This window comes from Dyadobacter sp. CY312, assembly GCF_021390535.1.
GTDB lineage: Bacteria > Bacteroidota > Bacteroidia > Cytophagales > Spirosomataceae > Dyadobacter.
In genome coordinates this window covers 1-13,628 of record NZ_JAJUXG010000012.1, presented here as the reverse complement: position 1 = coordinate 13,628, position 13,628 = coordinate 1, and the positions used below count along the sequence as shown (strand labels likewise).

The window sequence follows — 13,628 nt, the reverse complement described above, 5'->3', positions numbered from 1 at the left end:
GTATTAATTTTTAAGTATAAAAGCACTCAATATTTACATACAATTTCAATTTATTTGAAAAGACTTGTTTATTCCTAATAAACCGTTGCTTTAAATAATTTACTTGCACGAAAATCGATTGAAAAGTTGGTTTCTGGTCTGTGCAGGTTGGTTGTGCCATTTTCAGGTTTGCAAACCAAAACTAAATACACGAATTTTAGGTTTACTCTAAGATCGGGGTTCTATTAACATCACCCCAATATTTATCTGATTTTATGATCCAATTACCAGTGCCGCGGATTGAAGCTGCCCAATTTGATGAACTTGATCCCCGGAAGTATATTCTTATCAAAGGTGCCAGAGTAAATAACCTCAAAAGCGTTGACGTTGCCATTCCAAGAAACAAACTGGTGGTAATCACCGGACTTTCGGGTTCTGGAAAGTCCTCGCTTGCTTTCGATACACTGTTTGCCGAAGGACAAAGAATGTATGTAGAAAGTTTGAGCAGCTACGCGCGCCAGTTTCTGGGACGAATGGAAAAACCGGAGGTGGAATACATCAAGGGAATTTCGCCGGCTATTGCGATTGAACAGAAGGTAAATACCCGAAATCCACGATCTACTGTTGGTACCTCGACTGAAATATATGATTACCTCAAACTGCTTTTTGCACGAATAGGTCATACTTTTTCACCCGTATCAGGAGAGTTGGTTAAAAAGGATTCGGTAACGGACGTAGTCAACTTTATGCTTGGCCATGATGAAGGTGAACGCGTTCTCATTCTTGCGCCGTTGCTTATCCGCGAAGGACGCACTCAGGCAGAGGAGCTGTCTATACTTTTATCAAAAGGTTATAACCGGATTATCATTAATGGCGAAGTTGCCAATATTGAAGAGGTTGTAGAAAATGCGGAAACTTACAGCCAGGCAGGGAATCAGATCTTTATTTTGATAGACCGCGCTGCCGTAAAACATGATGATGAAGACACACAATATCGCCTTTCAGACTCTGTACAAACCGCGTTTTTTGAAGGAGAAGGGCTGTGTATTGTGCAGGTTGTGAATGGAGAAAGAAAAGAATTTTCCGATAAGTTTGAACTGGATGGCATCACGTTTGAAGAGCCGACAGTTAATCTTTTCAGTTTCAATAATCCTTTTGGTGCATGTAAGCGTTGTGAAGGTTTCGGTAAAATTCTGGGAATAGATCCTGATCTGGTTATTCCTGACAAAAATCTGTCAATCTATGACGGTGCTATTGCTCCATGGCGTACAGAGAAAATGAGTGAATGGCAGGTGCCGCTTGTTCGTAATGCCGCAAAATTCGATTTCCCGATTCACCGTCCTTATAAAGATCTGACCAATGAACAAAAGGAGCTTCTTTGGGTTGGTAATGAATATTTCCAGGGAATAAACAGCTTCATTAGCGAGCTTGAAACACAAACCCATAAAATCCAGTACCGTGTTATGTTATCCCGTTTCCGGGGACGCACTACCTGCCCGGATTGCCGCGGATCCAGATTGAGAAAAGATGCATCTTACGTAAAAGTGGCGGGAGCGTCCATTACTGATCTGGTCTTGATGCCAATTCAGGAAGTACTGAAATTTTTTAAATCAATAGAAATCAATGAACACGACCGCCAGATATCGCGCCGTATTCTCACCGAAATAGAGACACGACTAGACTACATGAATCGTGTCGGTCTGGGATATCTGACTTTAAACCGGTTGACAAATTCATTGTCTGGTGGTGAATTTCAGAGAATCAAACTAGCTACATCTCTTGGAAGTGCGCTTGTTGGTTCTATGTATATCCTGGACGAACCGAGTATTGGATTGCATCCACGCGATACGCAACGACTTGTTGGTGTTTTGGAATCGCTTCGTGACTTGGGAAACACTGTGATTGTTGTAGAGCATGAGGAAGAAGTAATGCACGCTGCGGATCAGATCATCGACATTGGTCCTGAGGCAGGCACAGGTGGCGGTCATGTTGTATTTCAGGGGAATTGGGATGATATCCGCAATTGGAAAAATGATCCTTCCTTTGCTGCCAATGATGCTGAAATGAAATCACATACACTGAACTTTTTGCTGGGAGATGATACCATTCCGGTACCTCCGGTGCGCAGAAAATCGCTGCATTTTCTTGATATCAAAGGAGCAAGAGAAAATAATCTCAAGGACGTTGACGTAAGGATCCCTTTAAATAACCTCACCGTGGTTACCGGTGTGAGTGGTTCCGGGAAATCTACTTTGATCAGAAAAATACTTTATCCTGCACTCATGCGCCTAAAAGGTGAGTTTAGTGAAGAAGTGGGACGATTTGATGAACTGTCAGGCAGCGTCGACCGCATTGAGGCGATTGAAATGATTGATCAGAACCCAATTGGGAAGTCGTCACGATCCAACCCTGTAACCTACATCAAAGCTTATGATCACATACGCCAGATGATGTCGGATCTGCCGCTTTCCAAATCCCGCGGATACAAACCATCACATTTCTCATTCAATGTGGATGGCGGGCGCTGCGAAATTTGCCAGGGAGAAGGTCAGGTAAAGGTTGAAATGCAGTTTATGGCAGACATTTACCTCAAGTGCGAGGGTTGTAATGGTAAACGTTTCAAACAGGAAATTCAGGAAGTTCAGTACAAAGGCAAAGATGTTGCTGAAATTCTGGATATGACCGTCGACGAGGCTATCGCATTCTTCCGGGAGTCGGAACCCAAACTGGCCGACAAACTGATGCCATTACAGGAAGTTGGACTGGGTTACGTCGGCTTGGGACAGTCTTCAAATACGTTGTCTGGTGGTGAAGCGCAACGTGTAAAACTTGCTTCATTTCTGGGGAAAGGTTCTTCTCATAAAGGCAAAACACTTTTCATCTTTGACGAACCCACTACCGGCCTTCATTTTCATGATATCAAAAAGCTTCTTAAAGCCATCAATGCACTTGTTGACCAGGGAGATAGCGTGATCATTATTGAACACAACATGGAAGTGATTAAATGCGCTGACTGGATACTTGATCTTGGGCCGGAAGGCGGAGATTCGGGCGGGTTTTTGTCGTTTTCAGGAACACCTGAGGATATGGTTAAACTGGAAGGCAATTACACTGCGGATTTTTTGAAGGAAAAGCTTTGAAAATGATCCCGGCCTGAGCGCGTGCTGACTAACTCTCGACAGGATACATTTTTGTTAATTTTTACGCTTATCGTCATAGCCTAAATAATAGAAAACAAGGTACCAAATAAGTAAAGCAGATCAATTGAAGGCTTATCCAACTACATAAATGCTTGGAAAGCAATCTGCAAGTAAACTTTAATTCTTATGAAATTATTCAGAACCGCGCAAGGTATCATACTGGACAAGGAAGATGTCTTCTATCGTTTACACGAAACTGATTGGGACGAAGTCGTTAACCGTGACGACCTGTATGCATGGCTGGAACTCCAGACAGAGAATCTCATTCCTATCACTTTTACGGAAGATCTCGCGTTTCCGCAGATTTTGGCACCCATCGGATCGCAGGAGGTGTGGGCCGCCGGCGTTACATATTTCCGCAGTCGTACGGCGCGCATGGAAGAATCGGAAAAAGCAGGTGGAGGAAGTTTTTATGACCGCGTGTATGATGCCGAGCGTCCGGAGCTATTTTTCAAATCGACCGCATGGCGGGTTATCGGCAACCATGGAACGGTTCGAATCCGCAGGGACTCTGCCTGGGATGTTCCAGAACCAGAGTTAACATTATTTGCTACCACATCTGGAACACTCGTGGGATACACTATCGGTAACGATATGAGTTCACGAAGCATTGAAGGTGAAAATCCACTATACTTACCACAGGCGAAATCTTACACAGGCAGTACTGCACTTGGTCCATGCTTATACGTTCCGGCAGAACCGCTGCCGGCAGATACCATCATTGACCTTTCGATAGTTCGAGGTGGGGAAGAGGTCTTCAACGGCGAGATTACATTGTCTCAAATGAAAAGAAATCCTACGGAATTGCTTAGCTACCTTTTCAGAGAATTATCCTTTCCACAAGGATGTTATCTCATGACGGGCACAGGAATCATTCCTCCATCAGACTTTACGCTTCAAAAAGATGATATTGTTCATATTACCATTGAACCAATTGGAACACTGACAAATGTTGTCGGGTAACTAATTACCTATACCCTGAAACGTATACAGATTATACATTAGTACGGCTGTTTGCTGATTGTTCATTACTTTTGGAACCTCTTCATAAATTTATGGCAGGGGTTCCAAATTTTTTTTAGCAAATACGCAATTTACCAGGGTGTCATAATGGAGAGCAATAACAGGACAGCCTCTGCAAAAAATTCTAAAATTGATAGCATTCAGGTACTTAGAGGTATTGCTGCCGTCATTGTGGCTGTATATCATCTGAAATACTTGGCCACAGATATTCCCGCATTCTCACAAACGCTGGATTTCTTCTTTAATAGTGGGGCTGCCGGAGTAAATCTGTTTTTTGTAATTAGTGGCTTCATCATGGTATATATCACCAGTCATAAAACCTTTGGCCCGAAAGATGTATTTCAATTTCTGATAAAACGTTTTGTCAGGATCTGGCCAACCTATGTTTTAATTACCCTGTTGTATGCCTTTTTAACTTACCGCTATCAAATTGGTTATCAAGCGAGTCAGATCATCCGCAGCATTCTCTTTATTCCTTTGACTAATGATAATCCGCCATTTTATGGATATGCTACTCTTTCAGTCGGATGGAGTCTCAATTATGAAATTTATTTTTACTTCCTTGTCGGAATTTCACTGCTTTTTACAAAATACAGGTGGGTTGTATTTTTCCTTTTGGTAATTATCACATTAGTGGTGATTCCCCAGCTGGCAGGACATTTTACAACTGATCCAACTAGACACTTCAATTTTGGCAACCACTATATCAACATGATCACTAATCCGATCATCTGGAATTTTGTTTATGGCGTTGTTATCGGCCTGCTTTTTATCACACCTCTTTCCAATCGCTATCTATCCCGCATATTTTCTTCGCTCACCTTAGTGAGTACGGTCACAATAATTGTAGTGTGGCAGTACTTATCCGGCTTTTTTGGTGGGCAAGGTCCTTTGCAGTGGGGCGTAGGTTCCGGATTATTATTTCTTGCAGTCTTATTCTATTCCAGCAGCAAAGTCATCCAATTTCCCCAGTGGCTTGTCCGCCTGGGAGATATTTCATTCTCTATCTACCTTCTACATTTACCCGTTAAGCTGCTGATCGAAACGATCTTTCAAAGGGTTGGCTACCCGCTGTATGGAGCAGGTAGTGCCATGTTTTTCCTGACAATGTCTATGACAATCATTTGCTCCGTGATCTCACATAAATACCTGGAACTCGAATTCTCAAATTATGTAAAAAATCTTCTTTTACCAGACCAGAGAAAATCGCCCAGCCGGACCAGTTAATTTAAAATCTTGTTCCGGATATTGTTATAGTTCTCATTAACTATCTGCCGCCGGTCTCCGCCCCAAATTCGATTGACAAACTTGGCGTACCGGTTTACCACATAATCCTCATTATAGCTTAATTGATGACCAGCTTTCGGTTCATAATTAAGCTCATACGGCTTATGAAGGGTTTCAAGTCGGGTAGAGGTATTTTTTGCACCCTCAGTAAAAAAATAGTCATTGCAGAAAAACAATTTTCCTTTTTCATATGCAAGAACATCATCACCTGTTCTTTGAAAGAACACAGTTGGTATTGCGTTATTACTGGTAATGTAATCGCTCTGTATTATTGCAAATCCCAGGCTTGTCAGTAAAGCTCTTATTTTAAATCCGGTATGATTCGGATACGTATCCAACCTTCCTAATGTTTTCACGATACCTGGACTCAACTTTTCAAAATCAGCTTCGTCCATATACAAAAATGCTGATGCTGCTATGCCTCCCGCACTACTACCACCTATAACTACATTCCTTGGGTCAATACCGAATTTTACGGAGTTATCCATGAAGTAACGTAAAGCAACATAAATGTCCTGAACGCCACGATAAATGGCCTGATAAAGCTCGCGGCTATTGCTCTCACAAGCAAACCCTTCTCTTCCACCATTAAAACCTATTCTATAATCAATCGTAGCAGTGGCATATCCTTTCCGGGCCAAGAGTCTGGCCTTGCCTTCCTCATTTTTTCGGCTTCCAAACAAGAAAGCTCCCTCATGAAGCAAAATAACGAAGGGTCTGGCTTTCATGGTGTCATTTGCAGGCGCCTGAAATGTATATCCAAGATCTATTGGCCGGCCGATGTAATCATTTGCTCTCCAATATTGTCCATTTTCCACATGAATCTGACTTTCCGTGTAAATGTTAGATTCATCAAACCGAATAGAGTGGAACAAGGTAGAATCCGTATTTCGGATAATACTGGTATCGATGGGAATAAAGGTAGTATCGCTACCGGGCTCGGCAATTAAGGAATCCACAACTTCTGTTTCCTTATCAGTCTCTTTAGGCCTGAGTTCTGAATGACAACTGGAAAAAAGAACTGCTAAGAGTAAGATAAAAATGTTCGTCCATTTCTTTTGTACCATTTCGTCTCCGTCGCAAGAAGTATTAACAAATGTAAAATAACAAAAATCTTACAGACTAACTACTTCTGTAAGACCGTAAATATCGTTAGTTTCACTCGTATAAAATAGAAAAAGCAGGGCAAAAACCCTGCTTCCCCAATATATTTACATCCCGACTTGTTCAGGCTTTACCCAATGAGGTTGATCCAACAAATGCGAAAACCATTCCTTTTACTAAGCCAACCAGCCTGGAAACAATTGTATTTCCTGCCTCTTCTTCCTCGTCGTCAGAAACAAACAGTGAAGATGGCCCCTGCTCAACGATTCGCTGATTTAAGGTTACAGCCTTCGAAAATTTATCGCTGATCTGTTTCGTTATAGATCCCTCTGCCTTTGCAGAAACCTTAATCTGCACCTTAACAGGGCTCGTCTTCCGTGTTACCACGTCGTGTTCCCGAACTACGTTACGTTCTTTACCGGCTTGCAATTTTTTGTGCGCCACAAACATGTTGTGGGAATAACCGGTGGCTCCGGCCTGAATGCTGAACAGAACTAAAAGTGTAAGGAGTTTGATGGTTTTCATGGCTATGGCTTTTATGTCTTTTAGATATTCCCCTTTTGAAAGTTGTTGTAACTAATTAACGATACAAATATATATGTTTTATCTGGTATCTTGCAATACATAGTACCTTGTTTTTAACAATTTTTATATTTTTTCTTTTCGCTACCTGTCAATTGGTTAACAGATGGAAAATTAGAAGGAAAGGTTGCATCAAAAAAATTATTTATACCAAAGCGTCACTTATGATGTGTGAACCGTACAAAATTAAGGACGAACCAAAAAAGCACCGACAGAAAGATCCATCGGTGCTTTTTTGATAAAACTTAAAATATGTATTACTTCTCCCTAAAGAAAATTGTAATCGGAACACCTGAAAAATCGAAATTCTCACGCATTCTGTTTTCGAGATAGCGCAGATAAGGATCTTTCACATTTTTAGGATTGCTGCTAAAAAACACAAAAGTTGGTGAAGGTGTCGGCAGCTGTATCATGTATTTAATGTTGATATACTTGCCACGATCCGCAGGAGGAGGATATTTTTCAATCTCTTTCTGCATCACGTCGTTGAGTTTCGAAGTAGAAATTTTCTTCGTTTTGTTCTGATAAACCTCCATTGCCTTTTCCATCACCTGGTGAATCCGTTGTTTTTCAACCACAGAAGCAAAAATGATCGGCATATAATTCATAGGAGCAAGCCTGTCGAGCAAACTCTTCTTAAATGCGTCGGCAGTTTTGGAATCCTTTTCTATTAAATCCCATTTATTGACCATGATCACAATCCCCTTTTTAGCTTTATCTGCCAATCCGATAATGGTAAGATCCTGCCCTTCCAAACCCAATGTGGCATCAAGAAGTACGATACAAACGTCCGATTCTTCCATAGCCTTCACAGACCGGAGTGTGGAATAATACTCTATGTCCTCATTTACACGTGATTTACGACGGAGTCCGGCTGTATCCGTAAGAATGAATTCCATTCCGAACGCCTTGTAATGGGTATGGATTGCGTCGCGTGTTGTACCGGCAATGTCTGTTACGATACTTCTGTCTGTACCAGTCAAAACGTTCAGGAACGAAGATTTTCCAACGTTAGGACGACCCATGATAGCGATACGAGGAATACCCGCCTCCGGATCTTCCACACCTGCTGTTTCGAAATGTTTTATGACCTCATCCAGCAAATCTCCTGTACCAAAACCAGTTTGTGCCGAGATTGCATAAATTTCATCAGCTATTCCAAGTTCATAGAATTCAGCCGCTGACTGATATCTTTCAGTCGTTTCAGCCTTATTTGCAACCAGGTATACCGGTTTATTAAATTTGCGGAGTACGTTTGCAAAGTCTTTGTCAAGATCGGTTAGTCCCGTCATGGTATCAACCATAAACAATACTACCGTTGATTCTTCAATTGCCAGTTCAACCTGGTCTCTGATTGCTCCTTCAAAAATATCTTCTGAACCAACTACATATCCACCTGTATCAATTACGGTAAAATACTGATCGGTCCATTCACCATATCCATAATGACGGTCACGGGTTACACCGCTCTGGTTGTCCATGATCGCCTTCCTGCTTTCAGTAAGTCTGTTAAAAAGTGTAGATTTCCCAACATTCGGGCGTCCTACAATCGATATTATGTTTGCCATTTGTATAGCCTTTAAAAAAATTTGATCCGGAAAGGAACCCCTTTCCTCCGTTCTACTTATTTATTTACTCTTCATATCCGAACTGGCGCAGCTTTCTTTCGTTGCTCCTCCATTCGGGTTCTACTTTTACATATTGTTCAAGAAACACCTTTTTCCCGAAGAATGCTTCCATATCTTCTCGTGCCTGGGTTCCTATCTTTTTAAGCATTTCCCCTTTTTCGCCAATAATTATACCCTTTTGGCTTTTTCGTTCCACCAAAATTTCCGCCCGGATCACGATCATGTCGTCGCGCTCCTTAAATTCTGAAATCACTACTTCCGAGCTGTATGGAATCTCCTGACGGTAATTGAGAAAAATTTTCTCACGCACAATTTCGGAAGCAAAGAATCGCTCCGGTTTATCGGTTAGTTCGTCTCCGTCAAAATACGGTGGGTGGAAAGGAAGCCTTGTGATCACCGCATCAAACAAGGTTTGAATATTAGCATTGTGCAAAGCAGAAATCGGGATAATAGCAGCTGGCTGAATCTCTGCTTCCCATTCTTCCATTTTCCTCTTCACTTCTTCATCTGAGGAAATATCTATTTTATTCAGAACCAGAATAACCGGTGACTGTGTTCTTTCAAGAAGGGGTAATACCTCATGATTTGGGGCTTTCTCTCCTACTTCGGTAACAAACAAAACAACATCAGCATCCTCCAGAGAACCTTTTACGAAGGTCATCATAGAATCGTGCAACTTATATGCGGGTTTCACAACGCCAGGCGTATCCGAATACACCAGTTGAAAAGGAATGTCTTCATGCTTCCCATTTAAAATACCCATAATCCTGTGACGGGTCGTTTGAGCTTTTGAAGTAATGATAGACATTTTTTCACCTACCAACACATTCATCAGCGTTGATTTACCCACATTAGGTTTTCCTATTATGCTCACAAATCCTGCACGATGATTGCGGAAAGGAACTGCATTTTCTACATTTTCACTCATAATATTTTTTTATAATTCGTTGAATAAAGGGTTATTGCAAATTGTTAAACAACGAAACTATTTTGTTTCCAGCGTAAGCTGGTCGTCAAGCATGCGGTTAATATATTGTTGGGCAAAAGCTTTCACTTGCACCTCCATGAGCTGTTGTATGGCAGGCATCTTACCCGCCAAATTATTTTTTAATAGCTTATCTTTCTGATAATTATACAAACCTACGGTTTTCTGTCCATCAAATTGCAATATATAGGGACCATTAAACCATTGATATCCTCCGTCGTAGTTCACTGCGAAGTTCAAAGGTGCCTTTTTGAACACATTTTTACCAAAAGCAAAAAACGGTTTGTCATAATTCAGGTAACCCAAAACGGACGGCATGATGTCAATCTGCTGAACCAGAGTTGTCGAATCCACTCCATTTATTGAGCTATCGCCGGGAGCATAGAACAAGATTGGGATAGAAAAGTTCCCCACGGAATTCTTATATTCCTGGTAATGTGCAAATGTGGCATGGTCAGCGGTGATAACAAACAGCGTATTTTGATACCAGGGCATTGTTTTGACACGTTCGAAAAATTTCTTTATTGCATAGTCCGAATAACCCATGGATTCATTCACCGGCATTGTTCCTTTGGGAAATTTGCCTTTATAACGTTCCGGTACTTTGTAAGGATCATGTGAAGAAACCGTAAACAGTGTACTCAGAAAAGGCTCTTGAAATGTATTCATTTTTGTAGCCCAGTATTGTAAAAACTCTTCATCCCATATTCCCCAAATGCCATCATAATCTGCATCATTGGCATATTCTGTTTTGCCGTAGTATTTTTGGACGCCAATAAGGTTCACAAAAGCTTTAAAACCCATTGAACCGTTGGGGGCTCCATGGAAAAAAGATGTATTGTATCCCTTTTCCTGAAGTATGACCGGCAAACTTGGCAATTTATTATCAGTGTAGCGTAATGTTACAAATGGCTCCTTAATACCCGGAATGCTTGTTAAAATAGATGGAATCGCTTCTATGGACTTAACCCCATTGGCAAAAGAATACCAATTAACCTTGCTGTGCTGCATGAGCGAATCAATAAAGGGTGTATATCCTTTATAGGTGCCATTTTCCAGCCCGTGGTTATAACCTCCAACCATTTCCTTCCCAAAGCTCTCCCAGATTATAATTACGACGTTTTTGGGCCTGAATGGTTTTTGACTTGTATCCGGCAAATGTACCGGGCTGAATATTCGTCCGGCTTCTTCCTTAGAAAAATAGTTTACACGCTCGTAATCACTTCGTCTGATCGTTTTATAGATACAGAACGGTGTGTTAAGCACAAGGAACATCTCCTTGGGTTTATTAACATATTCTCCCGCATTACTCAATGTAATTGGTCTCGTGCTATGTAAAAAGCCTCCTCTGACTCCTGCAATGAATAACAGCATGACGGCACCCATAGCCGCCGTATGGACTAGAAAAAATGCCCAGACAGGTAATTTTGGCCTTGCACCCGCCCTTACATATTTCGTCACTTTCACCAATACGAATACGAACAAAATCCATATTACTGTTACATACCAGTATCTGAGTACAAAACCACCAAAAAGGCTTCCCATGTTGTCTTCATTGGAGAATTCTTTGAGAACAGTCCAGGTTGTGCGTTTAATGGTGAAACGATAGTAAATGAAATCCATGCAGTTCCCCGCCAAGGCAATACTATTGGTAAACACAAATAAAAAATCAAGGAATTTTTGAAACCCATCCCTGTATTTAAACGTAATGGGGGCTGTCATTAAAAGGATGTACAGCAAATTGGTGTATAACACCGCCACGATATCAAATCTTATTCCGCCACCCAGTAAACGAAATGCATGAGAAATGGTGATTCCGGGGAAATAGGAAGCATTTAAGCAATAAAAGACAATACGGCAAACCATGAACAAGGTCATGACGCACAGTATTCTGGAAAATAAAACAAAATGTATATTCCTCCCTATCGAGGAGAACTCAGGTAAAAGACGCATTTGATAAATATGGTGGTGCCAGAAAAAATAGTAGAGATGAGAAAAATTTTCAATTTTTTTACAAAAATAGTTGTTTTTAATGAAACATTTGTTGTATGTTTGCACTCCAATTCAACGACTCCGCGGGATGGAGCAGTTGGTAGCTCGTTGGGCTCATAACCCAAAGGTCGCTGGTTCGAGTCCAGCTCCCGCTACAAAGAAAACGCCACTATCGAAAGATGGTGGCGTTTTGCGTTTGTATTAAATGACAATCCGGAATCGGTTTCGGGACCAAGAAATGATTTTTGAATCAACAAGATCTTTTCTAATCATTGAAGCCCGTTGTATAATGACATGCTCGACTCTTTAGCTTTGATATATTGTACAAATCTTAATAAGATCCGATTTTTTGCGAACTGCTGTTTATCCATTGAAAATGCTACCAGCAAGAAGAAAAGAACTAAGTAATCCCACCTGACCTTGCACTTCAACCCCTAACTTATATAAACCAAGCCATGGTGATGCAAATTGAATTTTGCCGGCAATCTGGTTAGCAACTCCTTTTGTTAAATCGCTAATGAAGATCACTCATTAGAATGGCGGTAAGCGGTTGTTATTTCAAGCACACGGCATTTATCGAACCATTCTAAACCTTTCCCTGTGGAATCGGGGAAAAGCACAAATTTGAGCTCTCTTTCAATAAGCTTTGTCCCTCACAGTATTAATTGCAAGTTTAAATTGTCAAAAACCATCAGTGGTTCATTTACATCAGTGGTTCATTTAACTGTTAGATAATTCTATGGATATAGCGACTCATAATAGTAAACGTCATTTGTATTTAAAACAGCTTAAAGAACACAATCCTTCCAAACATGATATACCATTGGAAATAAGTTAATCTCCGCATATTAGTATTAAAGGCAATTCGAACTTAACCAATATACGTTTTTACTTGTAATCAGCATTTCTTACAACAAGGTAGAAGTGGGTCAGGTATGGAGGTGACTTAAATTACGCAAGACAAGACTTAAAGTGCCGGATTTATCCAATTACATGGGTATGATTCAATACAATCAGAATGTTTTTCGGTTATTCGGTAGAGGAAATACAAAAAGACAATATTTCAAAATCTCTTTAAGAATGGTACTAGCGACAAGATAGCGTGTCCCACCTATTTTACCAGGCCGCAACGTCCAGGTTGATCAGGGGACGACGGCGCCTTAGTCCAAGAGAATGTCCTCAGGCCTGTATGCGGTAAAATCAGCGGTTCTGGATAGGGCTTACTAACGACTTGAGGGAGTATGCGGGTCGGAGTCGCGGTCGACAGGAAGAGGTGAAGACTTCGCGAATCGGCGAATCGTCCAGGCCAATAGCCTGCGCGGTCCGGCCTACGCGTCGCGGCTTAAACGCAAAAAAGCCTCACATTTCTGTGAGGCTTTTGTAATAGTATTGTGGCGGCTAGACTGCGCGTCCCGCCTACTTTACCAGGTTTGATCCGCGCAGGTTTGATCCGCGCCGCGCAGGCCAAGTATCATCGGCGGTTCCGGGCTAGGTGGCCCGGCTTAAACGCAAAAAGCCTCACATTTCTGTGAGGCTTTTGTAATAGTATTGTGGCGGCTACCTACTTTACCAGGTTTGATCCAAGTATCATCGGCGGTTCCGGGCTTAACTTCTCTGTTCGGGATGGGAAGAGGTGAACACCGGGCCAATAGCCACCAACAAGATTTTCGTTGGTTTATTTGTGACATTGGGATGGAAACAGGTGAAGACTTCGCGTCTCGGCGAATCGTCGCACCGTCCAGGCCAATAGCCACCAACAAGATCTTTGAGTGATTCAATGATCAACATTGAATTTCATGTCATATTGGAAGTAGAAGAGATCAGTAAGAGTTAATTTATATTATGTAA

Annotated in this window: 8 protein-coding genes, 1 tRNA gene and 1 rRNA gene; 4 read left to right on the top strand and 6 right to left on the bottom strand. The window is 41.4% G+C overall.

Features of this window, described 5'->3' with window-relative positions; genetic code table 11:
- Positions 1–254: 254 nt before the first annotated feature.
- The 3 genes from uvrA (at position 255) to LZG71_RS16795 (ending at position 5,429) form a co-directional block, all read left to right on the top strand.
- Entirely contained in the window at positions 255–3,119 is a 2,865-nt protein-coding gene (gene uvrA / locus LZG71_RS16805; RefSeq protein ID WP_233822204.1) for an excinuclease ABC subunit UvrA, read from the top strand.
- A 186-nt stretch (positions 3,120–3,305) separates the two neighbouring features.
- Positions 3,306–4,142: a fumarylacetoacetate hydrolase family protein gene (locus LZG71_RS16800; protein WP_233822203.1), complete on the top strand. Its 837-nt coding sequence runs from the start codon at positions 3,306–3,308 to the stop codon at positions 4,140–4,142.
- Positions 4,143–4,289: 147 nt separating this feature from the next.
- A complete protein-coding gene (locus LZG71_RS16795; protein ID WP_233822201.1) occupies positions 4,290–5,429 on the top strand; it encodes an acyltransferase in 1,140 nt (379 codons plus the stop codon).
- Here LZG71_RS16795 and LZG71_RS16790 read toward each other — a convergent pair.
- From LZG71_RS16790 to LZG71_RS16770, 5 genes are all read right to left on the bottom strand, one after another.
- Complete coding sequence (locus LZG71_RS16790; protein WP_233822199.1) at positions 5,426–6,448, bottom strand: alpha/beta hydrolase; 1,023 nt, start codon at positions 6,446–6,448, stop codon at positions 5,426–5,428. The genes LZG71_RS16795 and LZG71_RS16790 overlap by 4 nt on opposite strands.
- A gap of 268 nt (positions 6,449–6,716) precedes the next feature.
- Positions 6,717–7,118, bottom strand: a complete 402-nt coding sequence (locus LZG71_RS16785; protein ID WP_233822197.1) for a hypothetical protein — start codon at positions 7,116–7,118, stop codon at positions 6,717–6,719.
- Positions 7,119–7,432: 314 nt separating this feature from the next.
- Positions 7,433–8,743 (bottom strand): ribosome biogenesis GTPase Der, encoded by a 1,311-nt coding sequence (gene der, locus LZG71_RS16780; RefSeq protein WP_233822195.1) that lies wholly within the window; start codon positions 8,741–8,743, stop codon positions 7,433–7,435.
- Between the two features lie 64 nt (positions 8,744–8,807).
- Complete coding sequence (gene era, locus LZG71_RS16775; protein ID WP_233822193.1) at positions 8,808–9,731, bottom strand: GTPase Era; 924 nt, start codon at positions 9,729–9,731, stop codon at positions 8,808–8,810.
- 57 nt (positions 9,732–9,788) lie between these two features.
- Positions 9,789–11,666, bottom strand: a complete 1,878-nt coding sequence (locus tag LZG71_RS16770) for an LTA synthase family protein (protein ID WP_233822191.1) — start codon at positions 11,664–11,666, stop codon at positions 9,789–9,791.
- A gap of 196 nt (positions 11,667–11,862) precedes the next feature.
- On the opposite strand from LZG71_RS16770, the gene LZG71_RS16765 reads away from it, so the two are divergent.
- Positions 11,863–11,935: transfer RNA gene (locus LZG71_RS16765), tRNA-Met, on the top strand.
- 1,393 nt (positions 11,936–13,328) lie between these two features.
- Here the strand turns inward: LZG71_RS16765 and rrf are convergent.
- Positions 13,329–13,440, bottom strand: a 5S ribosomal RNA gene (gene rrf, locus LZG71_RS16760).
- Positions 13,441–13,628: the final 188 nt, after the last annotated feature.

Coding starts and splice junctions, on each gene's coding strand:
- der (WP_233822195.1), bottom strand. CDS start 8,743: ATGGCAAACATAATATCGATTGTAGGACGCCCGAATGTTGGGAAATCT.
- LZG71_RS16800 (WP_233822203.1), top strand. CDS start 3,306: ATGAAATTATTCAGAACCGCGCAAGGTATCATACTGGACAAGGAAGAT.
- era (WP_233822193.1), bottom strand. CDS start 9,731: ATGAGTGAAAATGTAGAAAATGCAGTTCCTTTCCGCAATCATCGTGCA.
- LZG71_RS16795 (WP_233822201.1), top strand. CDS start 4,290: ATGGAGAGCAATAACAGGACAGCCTCTGCAAAAAATTCTAAAATTGAT.
- LZG71_RS16785 (WP_233822197.1), bottom strand. CDS start 7,118: ATGAAAACCATCAAACTCCTTACACTTTTAGTTCTGTTCAGCATTCAG.
- uvrA (WP_233822204.1), top strand. CDS start 255: ATGATCCAATTACCAGTGCCGCGGATTGAAGCTGCCCAATTTGATGAA.
- LZG71_RS16770 (WP_233822191.1), bottom strand. CDS start 11,666: ATGACCTTGTTCATGGTTTGCCGTATTGTCTTTTATTGCTTAAATGCT.